We start from the raw sequence: 19,955 nt of genomic DNA on the forward strand, positions 1-19,955 counted from the left end.
GTTCATAAGGTTTATGGACCCTAGCGGGCGCTTTGTCCACGGCAGCATAGCTGCCGGTAAACCTTGTCCGAAGGACGCCCGTTACTTTATGAACTTTATAAACTTTATGAGCTGAAAGCTCAACTTTATGAACCGGGCGAAAAGCCTTTTGATGCGTTCGCCCTGGGAATATGAGAAAATATTTGTTTTTGTGAAGGTTTTTTAATATCTTGACGCCGTTTTTCTGGAACACTGGCACGTTTATTGAGTTCTGATTATCTGGATAAAAGAAGAATAAATTAATATATATAATACGTTTTTTACTATGGAGAATAAATTAGATATTTTGACCAAGAAGCTTTATGATGAGGGGGTTGATAAAGCTCGCCGGGAGGCGGAGAATATCATCAACCAAGCGAAGCAAGAGGCCGAAAAGATTGTTGCCGAGGCAAAGGCAAAGGCGGAGCAGATGAATGCCGATGCTGAAACCGATGTGGCAAACTTGAAGAAGAAGGCGGAGTCTGAAATGACGTTGAGTGCCCGTCAAGCGATCACGGCATTGAAACAGGCAATTACTAATCTTGTTGCCGGAGAAGTAGCGGGAGAGGTTGCCAAGGTCGGATTCGAGGAAAAGCCTTTTATCCAAGAGTTGGTTATGGCAATCGTGAAGAAGTGGGATGTTGCCGGGGGGAATTTGGATATGGAAGTACTTCTTTCTGCTGACGAGAAAGATAAATTCGAGTCATTTGTAACGGCAAAATATAAGGATTTGCTGGATAAAGGGCTCACGGTGAACGTGGGTAACTTGGACGAAGGATTCGTGATCCAACCAAAAGACGGAGGGTTCCAGATAGCGTTCTCGGAGAAATTGTTCGAGGCTTTCTTTAACCAATATATCAAAGGCTTTACGAAGAAGCTCCTTTTTGAAGAAAATAAATAGATATTGGATTTTTAGTATCTAAAATTTGAAAAGGATGATATTAAAGAATAATTACTACTGTTTAATCGCGGGTTTACCGGAGGTCTTTCTGGACGATCGGAAATTGTCGTTGTCCGTGAACGGGTTCCGGGAGTTGGCGCAAGGGGCTTTGAAGAAGGAGGACGTGAAGTTGATGAATCTTTTCTTCCTTCCTGCCGATAACAAGCAAGTCCTTCGTTTGCTGAATAAAATGGAACCTGATACCGCCCTTGAAACAGTATATCCGTTGCAACAGTTGGAAGACGAAATAGCCGAACCCAAAAATTCTTTACCTGCTTACCTGAATCAATTTATTGCCGATTTCAAAGGGGAACATCTTAAATACGAGACTTCGCCCGAGAATGTGTTGAGTTGGATGTATTACGATTATATGATGAATTGTGGAAACAAGTTTGTCAGAAAGTATGCGGAATTCTCGATGAATATTAAGAATTTGGTAGTCGCTTTTACTTGTCGGAAATACGGTAAGGAAGTTGCCCCGGAGATTATTGGTAATAATGCGATTTCCAAGGCGCTGAGGACTTCGAACTCGAAAGATTTCGGTTTGGGTATGGAATATCCTTACGCGGAGAAGGTGATGTCGCTGATGAATAACCCTAATCTCGTGGAACGGGAACGGGGTTTGGATTTGCTTCACTGGGATTACATCGAGGAAGCCGTGGTGTACGAGTATTTTTCCATGGAAAAGGTTTTGAGTTTTATGCTTGAGCTGATGATCGTCGAGAGGTGGAGCAAGATGAGCTCCGAGTCGGGACGAAAGGTATTCATGGAGGTAGTCGATAAGTTTAGACGGAGTTTTGAGTTCGCGGAAGAATTTAAGTGATTTAAAATTTAAAATTGAGAGATGAATAAAACACAAGGAAAAGTTCATAGTATTATTTCCAATCTTGTACTTGTGCGCACCGAGGGACCGGTATCCCAGAACGAGATCTGTTTTATCCGGCTCGGGGACGAGCGGTTAATGGCGGAGGTCATCAAGGTGGTTGGGGATATTGCTTATGTGCAGGTTTTTGAAAGTACCCGGGGATTGAAGCCCGGTTCTTTAGTGGAGTTCGAGGACCACATGTTGGAGGTAACATTGGGACCGGGCTTGCTATCCAAGAATTTTGACGGTCTTCAGAACGATTTGGACAAGATGACCGGGGTATTCTTGAAACGTGGTGAGTACACGAACCCGTTGGAGGCAGATAAGAAATGGAGTTTTACCCCACTGGCAAAAGTCGGTGATAAGGTGAAGGCTGCCGACTGGTTGGGTAACGTGAAAGAGAACTGGTTGGATCACAAGATAATGGTGCCTTTCAAACTGAAGGGCGAGTTTACCGTGGCATCTATCGTGGGTGCGGGGGAGTACACGATCATGGACACGATAGCTGTGTTGAAAGACGAGGCTGGCAAAGAGGTGCCCGTGAGTATGATACAAAAATGGCCGGTGAAGGTGGCTATCCGTAATTACGTGGACAAGCCGCGTCCGTCACGTCAGATGGAGACGGGAGTACGTGTTATCGACACGATGAACCCGATTCTGGAGGGTGGTACCGGATTTATTCCCGGTCCGTTCGGTACGGGAAAGACCGTGTTACAGCATGCTCTTTCGCGTTTTGCCGATGCCGATATTATTATCATGGCTGCCTGTGGCGAGCGTGCGAACGAGGTGGTGGAAATCTTCACGGAGTTCCCCGAACTGGAAGACCCCCGTTCCGGTCGTAAGTTGTACGAGAGAACGACAATTATCGCTAATACCTCGAATATGCCCGTTGCTGCCCGTGAGGCTTCTGTTTACACGGCAATGACGATCGGGGAGTATTACCGTTCCATGGGTATGAAGGTGTTGTTGCTTGCCGACTCTACTTCCCGTTGGGCACAGGCTTTGCGTGAGATGTCCAACCGTATGGAGGAGTTGCCGGGACAGGATGCTTTCCCGATGGACTTGTCTGCAATTATTTCTAACTTCTACGCTCGTGCCGGGATGGTGTACTTGAATAACGGTAAGACGGGTTCCGTGACCTTTATCGGTACGGTGTCGCCCGCCGGTGGTAACTTGAAAGAGCCGGTGACGGAGTCCACGAAGAAGGTGGCTCGTTGTTTCTATGCTCTGTCGCAGGCTCGTGCCGATGCTAAACGTTACCCGGCTATCGATACGTTGGAGTCTTATTCCAAGTATCTGGAATACCCGGAGTTCGTGGAGTTTGCCAAGAAGAATATTTCCGACACGTGGATCGACGGAGTGAATGAGGCCCGTAATATATTGGTACGGGGACGGGAGACTGCCGAACAGATCGACATTTTGGGAGATGACGGTGTGCCATTGGAATATCACGTGGTATACTGGAAATCCGAGTTGATTGACTTCGTGATCTTGCAGCAGGATGCTTTTGACAACATTGACGGCTCTACTTCAATGGAACGCCAGAAGTATATGTTGGAAATGGTGTTGGGCGTGGTTCGCTCCGAGTTTAATTTTGACACGTTCGAGGAGGTTAATCCTTACTTTAAACGGATCATTAATGGATTCAAGCAGATGAACTATTCAGAATTCCAATCCGATGCCTTCAAGAAGTATGAGGCTGAGGTGAAGGGGATTATTGACGAGAGAAAAAAGAAATAAATTTATGATTTATGATTTACGATTTATGATTCGTTGCTTTGGCAAGAACATTAAATCAAAAATCTGAAATCAAAAATCTAAAATAGGTATGACGACTGCTTTTCAAAAAGTTTATACAAAGATTACCCAGATCACGAAGGCAACGTGTACGTTGAATGCTCAAGGCGTCGGAAATGACGAATTGGCTATTGTAGACGGGCGGTTGGCACAGGTCGTGAAGATTTGGGGTAATGATATAACCCTTCAGGTGTTCTCCGGAACGGAGGGTATCCCGACGAATGCAGAAGTGACATTCTTGGGGAAGGCTCCGACTTTAAGGGTTGGAGATGATTTGTGCGGACGTTTCTTCAATGCTTTCGGCGACCCGATTGACGGGGGACCGGCAGTTGACGGGGAGGAACGAGAGATTGGAGGTCCTTCCGTGAACCCGGTTCGACGTAAACAACCGTCGGAATTGATTGCAACGGGTATCGCGGGTATCGATTTGAACAACACGTTGGTGTCCGGACAGAAAATTCCGTTCTTTGCCGATCCGGATCAACCGTATAACCAAGTAATGGCGAACGTGGCATTGAGAGCCCAGACGGATCGTATTATCTTGGGAGGTATGGGATTGACGAATGACGACTATCTGTATTTCAAGAATTTGTTCGATAATGCCGGAGTGCTTGACCGTATTGTCAGTTTCGTGAATACGACGGAGGCTCCCCCGGTGGAGCGTTTGTTGGTTCCGGATATGGCATTGACGGCTGCCGAGTATTTCGCCGTGGAGAAGAACGAGAAGGTATTGGTGTTGTTGACGGATATGACGTTGTACGCCGATGCTTTGAGTATCGTGTCTAACCGTATGGATCAAATCCCGTCGAAGGATTCCATGCCGGGTTCTCTATACTCGGATTTGGCGAAGATTTACGAGAAAGCGGTGCAGTTCCCTGCCGGAGGTTCTATCACGATTATTGCCGTGACCACGTTGTCCGGTGGTGATATTACACACGCTATTCCGGATAACACGGGGTACATTACCGAGGGACAGTTATTCTTGCGTAAGGATTCGGAGATCGGTAAGGTTATCGTTGATCCGTTCCGAAGTTTGTCTCGTTTGAAACAGCTCGTGATCGGTAAGAAAACCCGTAAGGATCACCCGCAAGTGATGAATGCCGCCATCCGTCTGTATGCCGATGCAGCCAATGCCCGCACGAAGATGGAGAACGGTTTTGACCTGACGGACTATGACCGCCGTACCCTTGATTTCGCGAAAGAGTATTCGAACAACCTACTTGCCATTGACGTAAACATCAGTGTCGAGCAGATGCTGGATACAGCGTGGGAGCTGTTCCGGAAATACTTTAACAAGGCGGAATTGGGAATTAAGGCGGAGATTATCGAACAATTCGGAAAATTTTCAGAATGAAAATTTTCTTGATTTTAAATTTTAGATTTTAGATTTTAAATTGAGTGATGAATAGCGCTGAGTTTCAAAATAAGACGAAGAAGTTAGGTTTAGGGGTAATTCGTTTCGTGGAAGTACTTCCACAGAATAATGCTTCACGAGTGATTATAAATCAGATTCTTCGTTGCGCTTTGTCGGTTGGTGCTAATTATCGGGCAGTATGTCGAGCGAAATCGGATAAGGATTTTATCCATAAAATGAAAATTGTTGAAGAGGAATGTGATGAAACAATTTATTGGTTGGAAATTATTGAGGAATCTGGCTTGGCTAAAGTGGAACCGATCGCTCCTTTGAGAAAAGAAGCAAGGGAAATCTTGGCTATGATAGTAGCTTCGATTAATACTGTAAGTAAAAATTTAAAATCTAAGCAGTCTGAAATTTAAAATCTAAAATTTAAAATCTAAAATTAAAAAACTGGTAAGGTGATAAAGTTTCAATATAATAAAACTTCGCTTCAGGGGCTGGATAAGCAGTTGAAGATGAGAGTACGGGCATTGCCTACCATCAAAAACAAGGAGTCGGCTTTGCGGTCGGAGGTGAAGAAAGCGAAACAGGTGGCGGATGAGTTTAGTGTGAAGTTGGAGGAGACGCTGAATTCGCTCAACGATATGCTGCAACTTTATGACGAGTACAAGGAAGATATTCTCGTCGTGAAGGATGTAAGGATGTCGGTGAAGAAGATTGCCGGGGTGAAGACGCCCGTTCTGGACGGGGTGGACTACGAGGTGAAGGATTTCAGCTTGTTCAACCAACCGGGATGGCTCCTTGACGGAGTTGAATACATCAAGAAAGTGGTGAGTATCGCTTTGGAGAGAGAGTTTTTCGCGAGAAAAATGGAGTTGCTCGATAAGGCGAGAAAGAAGACCACCCAAAAGGTGAACTTGTACGAGAAGGTGCAGATACCGGGTTATCAGGAAGCTATTCGTAAGATTAAGCGTTTCCTTGAGGACGAGGAAAATCTGTCCAAGTCGTCGCAGAAGATCGTGAAAACCCGTAAATTGATGGAGGAATAGTCTATGATAGTACCTATGATGAAATTATCCCTGTTGATATTTTACAAGGAATATCAGACGTTTCTCGGGGAGCTCCGGGAAAAGGGAATGGTTCATATTCACGAGAATACGGAACGATCGGCAGAAGATACGGATCTTCAGGCTAAGTTGATGTTGATTAAACGTGCCGGAGAGATGATCACGCATATGCAGAGTCGGAACGATGTGGAGCAGATCGAGAAGGTAAAGGCTGACGACGAGCATTTGCTGGAATATCTGGAAGGTTTGTATAACAGACAGGAACAAATCGACCAGCAATTGGTCGGGTTGGAGAAAGACTATGCCGCTTATCGTCCGTGGGGACAGTTCTCTCGGGAGAAGATTCAGAAGTTGGAAGCCGCTGGGTGGGAATTTCATTTCTTTTCCGTGGCGGAACAGAAGTTTCAACCGGAATGGGAAGCGACGTATGATGCTGTTGTCATTAGCGAGATGATGGGGCAAAAGTATTTTGTCACGGTTACTCCCGCCGGAATGAAGGTGGAATTGGAAGCGGATCCCTATATATTCCCTCAAGCAACCCAAGATGAGTTAAAAAAACAGATCAAAGGGCTACGGGAGGAATCGGTAAAGATCGGCGAAGAGTTGGATGCGATTTCCCAAGATGCGATTGCACGCTTGAAGAAGTATCGTTTACAGATCACGGAGATGGCGGATAAATTGAAAGTGGAGGATGCCGTGCAGACGTTCGTGGACGAAAAGGTGATTGCATTGGAAGGATGGATTCCCGTCGAGAAGGAAGCAGAGATGAGAAGTTTCCTCGAAACGAAGGATGTGTATTTCGAGTTTACCAGACCTACACCCGAGGATGATGTTCCCGTGCAGTTGAAGAATAGCGCCTATTCAAGATTATTTGAGCCGGTAACGAAGATGTTTGCTTTGCCGCAATACAAGGAATTGGATTTGACCCCCTTCCTTGCTCCGTTTTTTATGCTGTTCTTCGGAATGTGTATGGGAGATGGCGGATACGGGTTGATTATCTGGTTGGTGTGCTTTATCATCGGGCGAAAGGCTTCTCCCGCGATAAAAGGATACCTCGTGTTGGGGCAGTATCTGGGACTCATGACGGTTGTTGTCGGGTTATTAACGGGTTCGTTCTTCGGTATCGCTCTGGATAGCGTGGAATGGCCTTGGCTTGCCGGTGTGAAATCGTTGTTCCTGACAGAAGCGAACTATGGTAAATATTTGGGAGGTTATAATCCGATGATGATTATCGCTGTTGCCGTGGGTATTATTCAGATTCTTTACGGAATGTGTTTGAATGCCGCTCGGTTGACGAAACAATTCGGGTTTAAGTACGCGGTTTCCACGTTAGGTTGGGTCGGTGCAATTATCTTGTTGGGAGTGTTGATCGGGTTGCCGATGTTGAAGGTGGTGATTCCGGAGGTTTTGAAGTACGTGTTGTACGTGCTTTTGGGACTCTGTGCGCTCACGATCTACTTCTACAACTCTCCGGGAAAGGGAGTTTTCACGAATTTCGGCTCCGGGTTGTGGGGAACGTACAACATGGCTACCGGATTGCTGGGGGACACGCTTTCCTATATCCGTCTTTTCGCTATCGGGTTGACGGGTAGTATTTTGGGAGGAGTGTTCAACACGTTGGCATTCCAACTCACGGACGGTCTACCTGCCGTTGTAAAATTTATTGCGGTATTTCTGATCTTGATTATTGGTCACTCGATAAATTTCGGTTTGTGTATGATCAGTTCGTTCGTGCACCCGATGCGTTTGACTTTCGTGGAGTTCTACAAGAATGCCGGATTTGAAGGTGGCGGTAAGCAATACGAGCCGTTCAGAAAAAAAGTAAATGATTAAAAACAAAGATTATAAAAATAACAAATTAAATAGATTAGAATTATGGAACCAATTTTATTAGCTTATTTAGGTATTGCGTTGATGGTGGCATTATCAGGTATCGGTAGTGCTTACGGGGTTACTATTTGCGGTAATGCAGCCGTGGGGGCGTTGAAGAAAAATCCGACCGCTTCCGGTCAGTATATCGGTTTGTCCGCCTTACCTTCTTCACAAGGTTTGTACGGATTCGTGGGATACTTCCTGTTGAGTAGCTTCTTGACGAACGTGGATATGGGTTGGGGACCTGCTTCTGCTATTTTCGGTGCCGGGTTGGGTCTTGGTTTGGTGGCCTTCTTCTCTGCAATCCGTCAGGCTCAAGTATGTGCCAACGGTATCGTGGCTATCGGTAGCGGTTACAATGTATTCGGTACTACTATGGTGTTGGCCGTGTTCCCGGAGTTGTACGCTATCTTGGGATTGTTGGTGTTGATCTTGATCACGGGGTTGATTCCTGCATAAGTATCAAAGTATAGATTTTAATTATATCTGAAAAACGGGGACTTACACTCGAAGTCCCCGTTTTATTATTTCATGATAACAAAATGTGATTTTTTAACGTATCATCATTATTGAAATATAAATGTTGAATAATGATGATTCGGATAAAACGTTACGGCTTGATTCTACTTTTCATGTGGTTGGGAGTAGAAACGCATGCCGTCGAGATAAAGAAGAAGTTGTTGTATGACCGGCATACTTTGTCGGACACGTATAAATACGGGAAGCAGGAGCGACGTTTCCAGTGGGATAAGATTTCGGCATTTTTGGATTCACTCGTGACGTTTCAAGAGCGGAATGACGGGTATGGCGTGTTAAGGAATTATAAAAATCAGAATGGTGAAGCCCCTTTGACAGAAAAATATATGACTAATAAATACAAGCAGATTAGGGATACGTTCGGGGTAAATCGTTATCAAGGAATTCCTTTGTACAGCTTAGGTAACGTGAAAGTTCCATTCCGTTACGGTCGGGACGGGGCTTACGTTTCCGTGATCAGCGATAGTGCCGATTATTTCCAGATTATCCCGGCTACTTTTGGTGGCGTGTGGCACGTGCCTAAAAAATACATGAAGCTGATAGGTCCTCTTTCAATTAAAAAAGTTATATTTGTTGACCGAACGAACCAGAACATAGCAACTTTGGAACAGGATGGAACCACGTGGTTGGTGCGGAGTATGAATCCGATTACAACGGGAGCTAACAGACCGCCTTATCAACAGCCGACACCCCCGGGAATTTATTTCATTCAAAAGAAATTGTCGGAGATGTTGTTCTTGAAGGACGGGTCGGCGGAAGAAGGAGGGTTTGCACCATACGCTATCCGGTTTACAGGGGGAGCTTATTTACACGGGGTACCGGTGAATTACCCTCACAACGAGTTGATAGAGTTCAGTTGGTCGCTCGGGACAACGCCAAGGTCGCACATGTGCGTGAGAAATGCCACGTCACATGCCAAGTTCATGTATGATTGGGCAGAGGTGGAGAAGACATTGGTGATCGTGTTTGATTAATGTAAATGATAGTTATGCGTGTATTTTTGACGCTTTTTTTTGTCGGGATTATTTGTTGGATGGCGCAACCGGGTGTTGCGGCTGAAAGGCATTTGCCCGTGAATAGCAAAACGCTTTATCACGAGATCGGTTTGGAGGGTATCGTGGATTATGCTCTTTTTGAACGAGCGATTGCCGGGTATAATCAAACGGATTCATTGGCGAAGGATATTCTCACTTTGATTGATTTCTCGAAACCTTCTACCGAGAAGCGTTTGTACGTGGTTAATCTGAAATTGAAGAAGTTACTCTACGTGTCATACGTGTCGCACGGGAGAAACAGCGGGGAAAAGTACGCTACTTCATTTTCCAATAAAGAGGGTTCTTACAAGAGTTCGTTGGGTTTCTATCGGACGGAAAATACTTATTACGGGAAGAACGGGTATTCCTTGATTCTTGACGGATTGGAAAAAGGAATAAATGATAACGCGAAAGAACGGGCTATAGTGATGCATGGGGCTGCCTATGCTGATCCGTCCACTATTCGGTCGTGCGGTCGATTGGGACGCAGCTTGGGATGTCCGGCTTTACCGCTGACGGTGTGTAAAAAGATTATTGACACGATAAAGGGTGGAACTCTTTTATATATTCATGGGGATGACAAGACTTATGCCGAGCGAACCGCTTTTGCCGGGGATACGGATAGGAAAATTTTTTAAATATTGGATATGATAACTTACGCTATACTTATTGTCACGGTGGTGGTATCAATAGCTTGTTTTAGCAATGATTCGTTATTTAACAAGCTGTCATATTCGCCTTACCGTATGATACACTCTAAGGAGTGGTACCGTATTATTTCTCACGGGTTTGTACACGCGGATTGGGTGCATTTGTTCGTGAATATGTTCACGTTTCTTTCTTTCGGTCAGTACGTGGAGAGTGCTTTCGGGTATTTGGGCTTTAGCGGGGGGAGTTTTTTACTCCTGTACTTCGGTGGAATGATAGCGGCTTCTCTATATGATTTGTGGAAATACCGGGATAATCGATATTATACTTCTATCGGGGCTTCGGGGGCGGTATCGGCAGTGTTGTTTACCGCCATATTCTTGAATCCTTGGGATAAGATTTATTTATTCGCCGCGATTCCTATTCCCGGTATCGTGTTCGGTTTCGTTTATTTATGGTATTGCCAGTACATGGCGAAGCGGGGCGGGGATAATATCAATCACAATGCCCATTTCTACGGGGCGGTGTATGGTTTTATTTTCCCGATATTACTGGAACCCGGGTTATTGCAGATATTTATACAGCAACTTTTAAGGCACTAATCCGTTTTTAGAGAATAAAATTCTCTATATTTGTAACTCAAGTGCAAAAAATGGGATATGCGAGTGAGTGACCAAGAGATTTGCGAGTTGCTGAAAGAGCGGAAGATAGGTGGAATGGAGCTTCTCTTTAAAGAATACTACAAGCCGCTAGTGGTTTGGGCAGCTACTTTTTTGCACGATACTCAGCGTTCGGAGGATGTGGTACAGGATTTTTTCGTTAAATTGTGGGAGAAGTCGTTTGCGGATAAGTTACAGCCTGATACACTGAAATCATATTTGTTTACTTCCGTGCGTAACTTGGCTTTGAACCAGCTCGATAGAATAGATCCGTTAAGGCGGGCTTGTGACGTGGCACGTTACGAGAGTCCTTGGGAAGAATATGATAGTTTCGAGGACGAGGTTTTCCGGCGGGTGGAAACGGAAATCGGGAAGTTGCCGCCCAGAACACAAGAGATTATTCGAAGCGTGTATTTGAAGGGAATGAAATATAAAGAGGTGGCGGATGAATTGGGAATTTCGGTTTCGACAGTAAATTCTCTTCTGGTAAAAGCGTTAAAAAAGCTCAGGCAAACAACTGAAAAAGAGGGTGATATTGCGGTGTATTTATTTTTTCTTGAAAAAAGATTATTGGAAATCACGGGAGTTCCATATCTTAATAGTAGGTAATAGCATGGAAGACACGTGGATATCTTATTGAATTTCCGTGTTAATGTCTTATTATACAAGGTGTTTAGCCGGTATAAAGATGTTCCCGAGCGGCTTTACACCGGCTTTGTACTGAGAATAATCCCTATTCTCCACGGGATATGCATGGGATTACAACGGATAGTGTTTATAAATAAATCTTCTAAATTATTTGGTCTGAATGATTATTCCTATACTCTTTCGGAGATATGTGCTTTATTTTCTTGAAGATACGATTAAAATGCGGGACATCGTTAAATCCTACGGTGTAGCATATTTCCGATACTTGCTTTCGCGAGTGCTTCAGTAGTTCGCAGGCGGTATTTAAACGGTATTGAGTAACGAATTGCGAAAAAGTCATCCCTTTGCATCGTTTGAAGTAGGAACAAAATGCCGAACGGTTCATCCCCACTTCCGTGGCAATGTCATCCAAAGAAATAGCATGGACATAGTGTGCCATCACGTAGGTGCAGATTTGTTGCATCCGCCGCACGTCCCGCTCGATGCGCATTGGTTTGCCCGCGAACGTGTGGTCAGATGTGGTAAAAATGATGGGTAACAAGCGCATCATCTCGCTTAAGCGTCCCAACTCGTCCATATCGTTCATTTCAGATAATATTTCGCGTATGATGCGGGAGCTTTCAGGGCCGAATTTTAGAGCATCGGTCGGAAACGTGATGCCTGCCAGTCGATTCCGTAATTCCGGGAATACTTCTATGCAACGCTCCACTAGCGAATGGCTGAAAGCTACCATCAGATAGCGTATACACCCGTCATCGTCCGCTGAATTTGGCGCGTATTCCCAACGGTGAAGCATAGACGGGGGGATTAATGCCACGTCGCCCGCCGCAAAGGGCTGTAGCGTATCGCCTGCCATCCGGTTGCCTTGCCCGTGAACGACGTAGTACAATTCCCATGCATCGTGCTGATGTAGTTTTGCTTCGATATTTATTTCGACTCGTTGGTCTATGAAGAAAAACGAGTGATTCTCCACATCGGGTAATTCGTAAGGAATGACGGAATCTTCCATAAAAGAAGGTTTAATTTTTTTTATTGCAAATATTCAACAAATATACGAGATAATATGACAAATATGCAACAATAAAGCGGTGTAATTTTGTCATTGAAAAACAATAAATGTAACTTAAAACATATCGTTATGGATTTTTATCAGGTATTAGAAAGAAGAAGAACTATCCGAGATTTTTCTGATAAGGAAGTTTCGAATGAAGTGTTGGAAAAGATTTTGTCGGCAGCTTTCAAGGCTCCTACTAACGACCATTTGCGCCAGTTCGAGTTCGTCGTTGTAAGAGGACCAGAAAATATTGCCCGGCTCGTGTCGCCGGTGGTGGAAAATACCCAACGTATTCAGCAGACGGGATTGGAAGCGGCGGCAAATGTAATGGATGAGGATGAACACGCGATGTTTGTCGATGCCCTACCCAAACAGCAACGAATGCTTATACAAAGTGATTGCCTCGTCCTGCCGTTTTTCCGGCAGAAGGATTACCCTCTATGCAAGCCGACAGACCAAAGTTCGCTCAATTATTTTGCCTCCGCTTGGGCTGCAGTTGAAAATATTTTGCTGGCGGCAACGGCAGAAGGACTGGCGTGTGCGTTCCGTATTCCTATCGGTAATGAACCGCAGCACGTGAAGCGATTTGTCAATGCTCCCGAAGGATACGAGTTTACCTGCTTCCTCGCCATCGGTTATCCCGCTGAAAATGCACATATTTGCAAGCAAAAGGAAATCAACGTCGAGGATAGAATACATCGCAATGTTTGGTAGTAAGTATTCGTTATGAATAAGATGAGGTTAGTGTCAAATTTTGGGGTGTTCATAAAGTTATTTGGCTGTCTGTGTCATTGGGTTGATGACAAGAGGAGAGGAGGATATTTTTGTATCGTTAATTTGAAAATAGAAAATGATGAGAATAGAAATACGATGCAAAAGTTTGGTGGGCATGATGAATTTCCGGAGAGAACAGGGAGTTGTGCCGGTGAAGATAGGGAACAAAGTCCTTTTAAACTCCTTTCAAACTCCTTTCAAAGACCTTTCCGAAGGTCTTTGAAAGGAAAATATTAAGAATGTAAAAAGGGATAAATAGATAATTACTTGCTTATCTCTTTATTTGTGGAAGGCGATTTCTGTCGGTCGAGGAGGAAATAGAAGAAAATATTTGAGAAAAATGATTTTTGTAATGTATTGATTTCGAGTGTATATTCTCGTGTGAATTATTTTTCTTTGAAAAAAGTTTATTTTCGAGTCAATGATTTTTGTTCTTGAACTGTATTATAGTTGAAAAATATCACGACTATGATGGAGCAAAACGAAATAGATGAAAAATTACTCTTGTATCTCTTGGACGAAGCGGATGAAATCGTTCGTGAAGACGTGGAGATATGGTTAGCCGAGAGTGAGCGTAACCGGGAGTATTTTAGGGAGTTCCAGCGAGTGCACTTGGCTTTGGAGTGGAGCGTGTATGCTCGTGAGGTACAGCCGGATTTCAATACTTTCCGTCGGAAATTGAAAAAGAATTTGAATATACGTGTTTGGTATAGCGTGGCGGCTGTATTGGTTTTAGCGTTGAGTGTGGGAGGCGTTCTTTTCTGGCGCACGGCGGAAGTTCCGGTGCAAATGGCACAGGAAATATCGATTCAACCGGGAAAGCCTCAAGCAATACTGGTATTATCCTCGGGTGAAAAGGTAGAGATGGGAATGGAAACCCGACAATTGGAGGAACGGGATGGAACTTCGGTGCGAGTGAATGAAACGGGTAGTATTTCTTATCAAGCTGTTCGAGAGGATGAAACTTTGGAAAAAGATGCGGAGAAAGTGATGAATCGTTTGTTGATTCCACGGGGGGGAGAGTTTAATTTGACATTGTCAGACGGAACGCGGGTGTGGTTGAATGCCGAAACGGAACTGCTTTACCCGGTACGGTTTAATGGAAAGCAGCGGGTAGTTTATTTGAAAGGAGAGGCATATTTCGATGTGGCAAAGAATAAGGAGATGCCCTTTATCGTACAGATGGAAGATGATGTGGCAGTCAGAGTCTATGGTACGGAATTTAACGTGAATACCTATGATGGGGTGGAGACTGTTCTTGTGACAGGTTCCGTGAGTATGAATCAAGGTGGAAAAGAGGTGTTGTTAAAACCAAATCAAAAAGGTATATTTGATAAGTCAAAAGATGGGATAAAGGTCGAAGATGTCGATGTACTGCCGTACGTGGCATGGAAAGACGGAGATTTTATCTTCCGGAACGAATCTTTGGGTTCGATTATGGATAAGTTGAGTAGATGGTACGGTTTGGATGTGTTCTATCAAAACGGAGGTTTGCGTGATGTGCATTTATCCGGTAATTTGAAACGATATAAGGATGTACAGGAGTTGTTCCGTTCTTTCGAGAAGATATCGGACGCTCGCTTTAAAGTGAAAGGAAATACAGTATTTATAAGTAAGTTGTAATAAAAAAAGATGAAGATGTTTCCCCATCTTCACCTTTCAAAAGTTAAATGAATAGGTCCATTGGCAAGCGGATCCCTATTCACTATGTGTAATCTTTAACAACAAATCTATGAAATCTAATTGGAAATACGCTGTTTTTAGCGTTAAAAAATCAAAGACTTTGAAAATTATGCGACTGTTGATGATTTTTTGTTTCTTTTTTATTTCCGGGGTAATGGCAAACAGTTACTCGCAAGGACAGGTTGTTTCCCTTGACCTGCATAAATGCGACGTGAACACGCTGTGCCAGGAAATATGGAAACAAACAGGATTACGGTTCATTTACAATGAAGAGCATGTAAAGAACTTGAAAGCTTTCGACGTGAAAGCGGATAACAGAAAAGTACAAGAGGTATTGGATGAGGTGTTTAAAAATACTTCGTTGCGCTATTTCTTTGAGAACGATATTATTTATATCGTGAATAAGCAAAAAGATGAGCCTGAAAAGAAAGAAGGTAAATCGATTTCCGGTACCGTGAAGGATAGGCAAAAGAATCCTCTGCCGGGGGTGACCGTGTTAATTAAAGGTACCTCAGTGGGGGTGGTTACCGATGTGAACGGGAATTTTAAGATCACGTTGCCACAGGATACGGTGACTTTTATATTCTCTTTCGTGGGAATGAAAAGGCAGGAGGTGAAATATACCCCGGGCAAGAAGTTGGATATCGTGATGGATGAGGACGTGGAAGAAATGGAGGAAGTGGTAATCACTGGTTACCAGAAGATAGATAAACGTCATTTGACGAGTGCAGTAACCACGTTAAAAGCCGATGATATTAATGTCGCCGGAATTTCGACTATTGATAAGATGCTGGAAGGGCGTGTGCCGGGAATGATTTTCATGCAAAATTCCGGTCAGGTAGGTGCAGCTCCGAAATTACGTATCCGGGGTTCTTCTACCGTGTTGGGATCTCGTGAACCGCTTTGGGTATTGGATGGTATCATTTTGCATGATCCGGTGAATGTTGACCCCTCGCAGATTAATGATTTGGATTTCGTGAATTTGTTGGGTAATGCTATTTCAGGTTTGAACCCGGATGATATTGAGCAAATCGACGTGTTGAAGGACGCTTCTGCGACTGCATTGTATGGTACGCGTGCTGCTAATGGTGTGATCGTGATTACCACGAAGAAGGGTAAGATAGGACCACCGACAGTTTCTTATTCGATGACCGGAAGTTTGTCTTTGCGTCCCCGGTATGGAGACCGAGAAGTAAATATGATGAATTCCGAAGAACGAATGGCTTTTTCTCGCGAACTGATTGAAAAAGGAGTCATGTTTACTAGGTTAAATGCTTGGGTTGGTTATGAGGCTGCAATTTCCGATTATTGGAATGGTAAAATGGATTTTGACGAGTTCCAATCTTTGGTGAGCCGTTATGAAACGACGAATACCGATTGGTTTAAGTTATTATGTCGTGATGCATTCTCGCATAATCATACCTTAAGTTTATCGGGAGGAACCGATAATATACGTTATTATGCTTCTTTGGGATATAATGATGAAAAAGGGGTGCTTAAGGGAGAACAGAATAAACGTTATTCCACGAATTTGAATGTGACTGCTAACTATAATAAATTTTCAGCCCGTTTCGCCTTGCAGGCTAATGTAAATGAGAAAAGTTACACGCCTGAAGAGATCGATGTTTTGAATTATGCTTTCAATACTGCCCGTACTATTCCGGCTTATAATGAGGATGGTTCCTTGTATTATTATGATCGTATTGGAGAGGAAGATGGATCATTCCGTTATCCTTTCAATATATTGAATGAGGTGAGAAATAGTTCTCGGGATATTGAAACCAGCGGGTTTACGTTTAATACTTCTATAAATTACAAGTTTACTAGTTACTTGAATGCGGGATTGACAATCTCCTATTCGAATAGTAATACAAATGAAGAAACTTACAGGGGGGAGGAAACATTCTATGCTAATGAGTTAAGAGATCGGGTTGAAGAAAGCGGAAAGTCTAATTATATGCCTTTTGGAGGAGAGTTGAATCAGTTGACTTCGCGTAATAAGTCTTATACCGTAAGACTGCAAACTGATTTCAATAAATTCCTTGATGCAGAGAATATACACTTGATTACAGCTTCCATAGGAGGAGAGCTTTCTTCAACCCGGTACAGAGGGTTACGTCAAACCCGTCGTTGTTATATCCCGGGACGTGGAGAAATTTTTGCACCTGTGGATATTAATGAATATCCGCTTTATGGAACTTGGTTAGCCACGGATGAACTTGCCCGGGGAAAGCGGACAAATTCTTTGACAAATATGATGTCGGGATATTTTACTTTGTCTTATAGCTATCGTGATCGTTATGTTTTGACTTTTAACACGAGAAGTGATGCTTCCAATAAATTCGGTAGCAAAAGTAATAGCAAATTTTTACCGATTTGGGCGATTGCCGGGCGTTGGAATACAAAAGAGGATGTGTTGAAAACGGTAAATTGGGTGGATTTGTTGTCTTTGCGTGTTTCTTTCGGCTACCAAGGAAATATGTTGGATTCGCAAACCCCGGAGCTGATTATCAAGAAAGGGGATCCGAATAATCAATTCGGGAATAAATATGAATCAACGGTTAATTCTTTTCCGAATCCGAACTTGAAATGGGAAAAGACTTCTTCTTTGAATGTCGGCTTGGATTTCTCGTTCTTGAATACGGCGATTAAAGGTACGGTTTCCTATTATTACAAGAAAACAACGGATGCATTCTTGAGTAAGACGATTTCCGAGATCAATGGTATAACCAATTACACGGTAAATTCCGGAACGATAGAGAATCAAGGGTGGGAAATGTCTTTGAATTTTATACCTTTCAATCCTCAAGGGGGAACGGATGGTTTTCGCTGGAGCATTGATCCTCAGATCGGTCAGGTATTGAATAAATTGCTGAATCGGGCAATAAATAATAAAGACAAGGTTACCCGAGATGAGATTACTTATGCCGATTATTTGAGTGGTAACGTGGAGATTCCCGGACGTTCGTTGAATTCTTTCTATTCTTATAAATTCAAGGGGTTAGACCCGAATGACGGTCGTCCGATGTTTTATGATATAGAGTTAGACGAGGTGAAAGAAAAATATCTTGCGATGGATGATAAAGAAGAAGTGTACAAAACTGTCATGAAATACTCCGGTTGTCGTGTCCCGGTACTTCAAGGAAGTATCAATAATAAACTTTCTTATAAACGTTTGGTGTTAGGATTTAACTTTACTTACAGTTTGGGTTCTAAAATCCGTTTAATGAAATTGTATCCTAATTTGAGTGGTTCGTATGGGACTCTAGCCCCGCAGCCTCATCAGAATGTACGTCGGGAATATTTGAAACGTTGGCAAAAGGCTGGTGATGAAATGTATACAGATATTCCGGGTATAGTTGGTGGTACCGAATTTACGAATTCATTATCTCCTTGGTGGAGAGATTATTCTTTCGCTTTTGGTAGTAATATTTGGGAAATGTATGATAATTCAAATATTCGTGTCGTAAGTGGTAATTATTTGCGTTTGTCATCCATGACGTTACGGTATTTGTTTACTGAAAACCTGTGCAAAAAAATGCATTTGAGATCTGCTTCCATCGAGTTCACGGGGACGAATTTATTTACCTTATGTAATAAAAAATTGAAAGGACAAGACCCGGCAACTCAATCGGGAAGCTCCCCGACTATTAATATGAGTATTCGTCCGACGTATTCTTGCCGTTTAAATATTACATTCTAATGTTGAGAAGTTATGAAAAATAGAATATTATATTGGGTTATTTGCTTGTTGGTCTTCACTTCTTGTAGTGATTTTCTGGAGGATTATTCTCAAGATTTGGCTTATGCCGCTTCGACCTCGGATTTGGAGGAATTATTGATCGGGAATTGTTATATCAAAAGGACCGCAAAAAAAACATCGTTATCAATAGCGGGAAGCGAGAAACATACTTTCCCGTGGTTACATGTAATGGATGACGATTGCGTGGAACGTAATAGTGCGACGGATGCATACGGGGGATTTATGCCTATCGAAGGTTTTTATCATTGGGATAAGAATCCGTTCAATCAGAACGGAACTCCGTATAAAGATGAAACATGGAGTGATCTTTACTCGCGGATTGCTATCGCCAATGTCGTTATTCCGAAAGTGGATGATATGACAGAGGATCCTATGGAGGAGCGTAACCGGATCAAAGGGGAAGCTTTGTTTTTGAGGGCAAGTTTTTATTATTTCTTGGTTAATTTCTACGCATTACCGTATTCTAAGACGACTGCGGACACGGAATTAGGTGTTCCGTTGAAACTAACAGAGTATATAGAGGATAAATATTTTTCTCGTAATACCGTTGCAGAAGTGTATGACGCTATCGTCGAAGATTTGCAACAAGCAATTCCGTTGTTGAAAGGTGTTGAGCAAACTACGGTGTATCAGGCAAACGAAGCTGCGGCCCGTTTATTCTTGAGTCGGGTATATCTGTATATGGAAAAATGGGAGGATGTTATTGCTCAATGTGATTCCGTGTTGAAGATGGCGACTTATTCTTTGGAAGATTTGCGTTCATTTACAATGGGAACCAGTTTTACTCGTTCCGGTTCTCCTGAAACCATTTTTTCTCAAGGGTCTTATTCAATGGATTTGGTGATGCGCGAACACTATTATAGTGAATGGTATACTGCTATCCTTCCTTGTCCTGTCGTTTCGGATGATTTGCAGGATAGTTATGATGAGAATGATTTGCGGTGGCAAGCTTTCATGCTGGAGAGTTATAAAACCCCGGGACTTTATCGTTGTATCAAATTGAGAGATCAGGATGTGGACGGTTATGTTTCGGATGTGTTTTTGTTGCGAATGGCTGAGGTCTATTTAAATAAAGCAGAGGCACAAGCCATGTCCGGTGATGAAACCGGAGCGAAGGCTACGTTGAATATATTACGGGAAAATCGTTTTGTCCAAGGGCAAATGCCTGCTATTGAGGAGGAAATGATTGCCAATAGGGATGAGAATTTTATTGACTTTATTAGAAACGAACGTCGCCGG

General features: G+C 43.3%; 18 protein-coding genes. 16 read left to right on the forward strand and 2 right to left on the reverse strand.

Annotated features, from left to right (window positions below; genetic code table 11):
* On the reverse strand, positions 1–232 hold a 232-nt coding region (locus tag Q5866_RS19390), incomplete at its 3' end, for a hypothetical protein (protein WP_303181979.1).
* A gap of 72 nt (positions 233–304) precedes the next feature.
* On the opposite strand from Q5866_RS19390, the gene Q5866_RS19395 reads away from it, so the two are divergent.
* The 12 genes from Q5866_RS19395 (at position 305) to Q5866_RS19450 (ending at position 11,403) form a co-directional block, all read left to right on the forward strand.
* A complete protein-coding gene (locus Q5866_RS19395; RefSeq protein WP_303181981.1) occupies positions 305–919 on the forward strand; it encodes a V-type ATP synthase subunit E family protein in 615 nt (204 codons plus the stop codon).
* A gap of 34 nt (positions 920–953) precedes the next feature.
* Positions 954–1,781: a DUF2764 family protein gene (locus tag Q5866_RS19400; protein WP_303181983.1), complete on the forward strand. Its 828-nt coding sequence runs from the start codon at positions 954–956 to the stop codon at positions 1,779–1,781.
* 21 nt (positions 1,782–1,802) lie between these two features.
* Positions 1,803–3,563 carry a V-type ATP synthase subunit A gene (locus Q5866_RS19405; protein ID WP_099290742.1) on the forward strand — a complete coding sequence of 587 codons (1,761 nt, stop codon included), beginning with the start codon at positions 1,803–1,805 and terminating at the stop codon, positions 3,561–3,563.
* Between the two features lie 88 nt (positions 3,564–3,651).
* Complete coding sequence (locus tag Q5866_RS19410) at positions 3,652–4,974, forward strand: V-type ATP synthase subunit B (protein ID WP_186977061.1); 1,323 nt, start codon at positions 3,652–3,654, stop codon at positions 4,972–4,974.
* Positions 4,975–5,021: 47 nt separating this feature from the next.
* Positions 5,022–5,396, forward strand: a complete 375-nt coding sequence (locus Q5866_RS19415) for a four helix bundle protein (RefSeq protein ID WP_303181986.1) — start codon at positions 5,022–5,024, stop codon at positions 5,394–5,396.
* A gap of 39 nt (positions 5,397–5,435) precedes the next feature.
* Positions 5,436–6,026 carry a V-type ATP synthase subunit D gene (locus Q5866_RS19420; protein ID WP_099290740.1) on the forward strand — a complete coding sequence of 197 codons (591 nt, stop codon included), beginning with the start codon at positions 5,436–5,438 and terminating at the stop codon, positions 6,024–6,026.
* A gap of 15 nt (positions 6,027–6,041) precedes the next feature.
* Complete coding sequence (locus Q5866_RS19425; protein ID WP_186977057.1) at positions 6,042–7,877, forward strand: V-type ATP synthase subunit I; 1,836 nt, start codon at positions 6,042–6,044, stop codon at positions 7,875–7,877.
* A gap of 42 nt (positions 7,878–7,919) precedes the next feature.
* Positions 7,920–8,375, forward strand: a complete 456-nt coding sequence (locus Q5866_RS19430) for an ATPase (protein ID WP_065218712.1) — start codon at positions 7,920–7,922, stop codon at positions 8,373–8,375.
* 131 nt (positions 8,376–8,506) lie between these two features.
* Positions 8,507–9,427, forward strand: coding sequence for a L,D-transpeptidase (locus tag Q5866_RS19435; protein WP_303181991.1), 921 nt, complete (start codon positions 8,507–8,509; stop codon positions 9,425–9,427).
* 59 nt (positions 9,428–9,486) lie between these two features.
* Positions 9,487–10,125, forward strand: a complete 639-nt coding sequence (locus Q5866_RS19440) for a murein L,D-transpeptidase catalytic domain family protein (RefSeq protein WP_255469564.1) — start codon at positions 9,487–9,489, stop codon at positions 10,123–10,125.
* A 9-nt stretch (positions 10,126–10,134) separates the two neighbouring features.
* Positions 10,135–10,737 (forward strand): rhomboid family intramembrane serine protease, encoded by a 603-nt coding sequence (locus Q5866_RS19445; protein WP_099290737.1) that lies wholly within the window; start codon positions 10,135–10,137, stop codon positions 10,735–10,737.
* Between the two features lie 57 nt (positions 10,738–10,794).
* Complete coding sequence (locus Q5866_RS19450; RefSeq protein WP_292270580.1) at positions 10,795–11,403, forward strand: sigma-70 family RNA polymerase sigma factor; 609 nt, start codon at positions 10,795–10,797, stop codon at positions 11,401–11,403.
* Between the two features lie 181 nt (positions 11,404–11,584).
* Here the strand turns inward: Q5866_RS19450 and Q5866_RS19455 are convergent, their stop codons facing one another.
* Entirely contained in the window at positions 11,585–12,451 is an 867-nt protein-coding gene (locus Q5866_RS19455) for an AraC family transcriptional regulator (RefSeq protein ID WP_292270582.1), read from the reverse strand.
* A gap of 129 nt (positions 12,452–12,580) precedes the next feature.
* Between Q5866_RS19455 and Q5866_RS19460 the strand changes: the two genes are divergently transcribed.
* From Q5866_RS19460 to Q5866_RS19475, 4 genes are all read left to right on the forward strand, one after another.
* Positions 12,581–13,210 (forward strand): nitroreductase family protein, encoded by a 630-nt coding sequence (locus tag Q5866_RS19460; RefSeq protein WP_292270584.1) that lies wholly within the window; start codon positions 12,581–12,583, stop codon positions 13,208–13,210.
* Positions 13,211–13,738: 528 nt separating this feature from the next.
* The gene (locus Q5866_RS19465) at positions 13,739–14,893 is read left to right on the forward strand and encodes a FecR family protein (RefSeq protein ID WP_227217651.1); all 1,155 of its coding nucleotides are present in this window, start codon (positions 13,739–13,741) and stop codon (positions 14,891–14,893) included.
* A gap of 109 nt (positions 14,894–15,002) precedes the next feature.
* Complete coding sequence (locus tag Q5866_RS19470) at positions 15,003–18,656, forward strand: SusC/RagA family TonB-linked outer membrane protein (RefSeq protein WP_303181994.1); 3,654 nt, start codon at positions 15,003–15,005, stop codon at positions 18,654–18,656.
* Positions 18,657–18,668: 12 nt separating this feature from the next.
* The coding region (locus Q5866_RS19475; RefSeq protein ID WP_303181995.1) for a RagB/SusD family nutrient uptake outer membrane protein at positions 18,669–19,955 on the forward strand (1,287 nt) is incomplete at its 3' end.

Origin of the sequence: uncultured Butyricimonas sp. (genome assembly GCF_959596855.1) — a bacterium.
GTDB lineage: Bacteria > Bacteroidota > Bacteroidia > Bacteroidales > Marinifilaceae > Butyricimonas > Butyricimonas muris.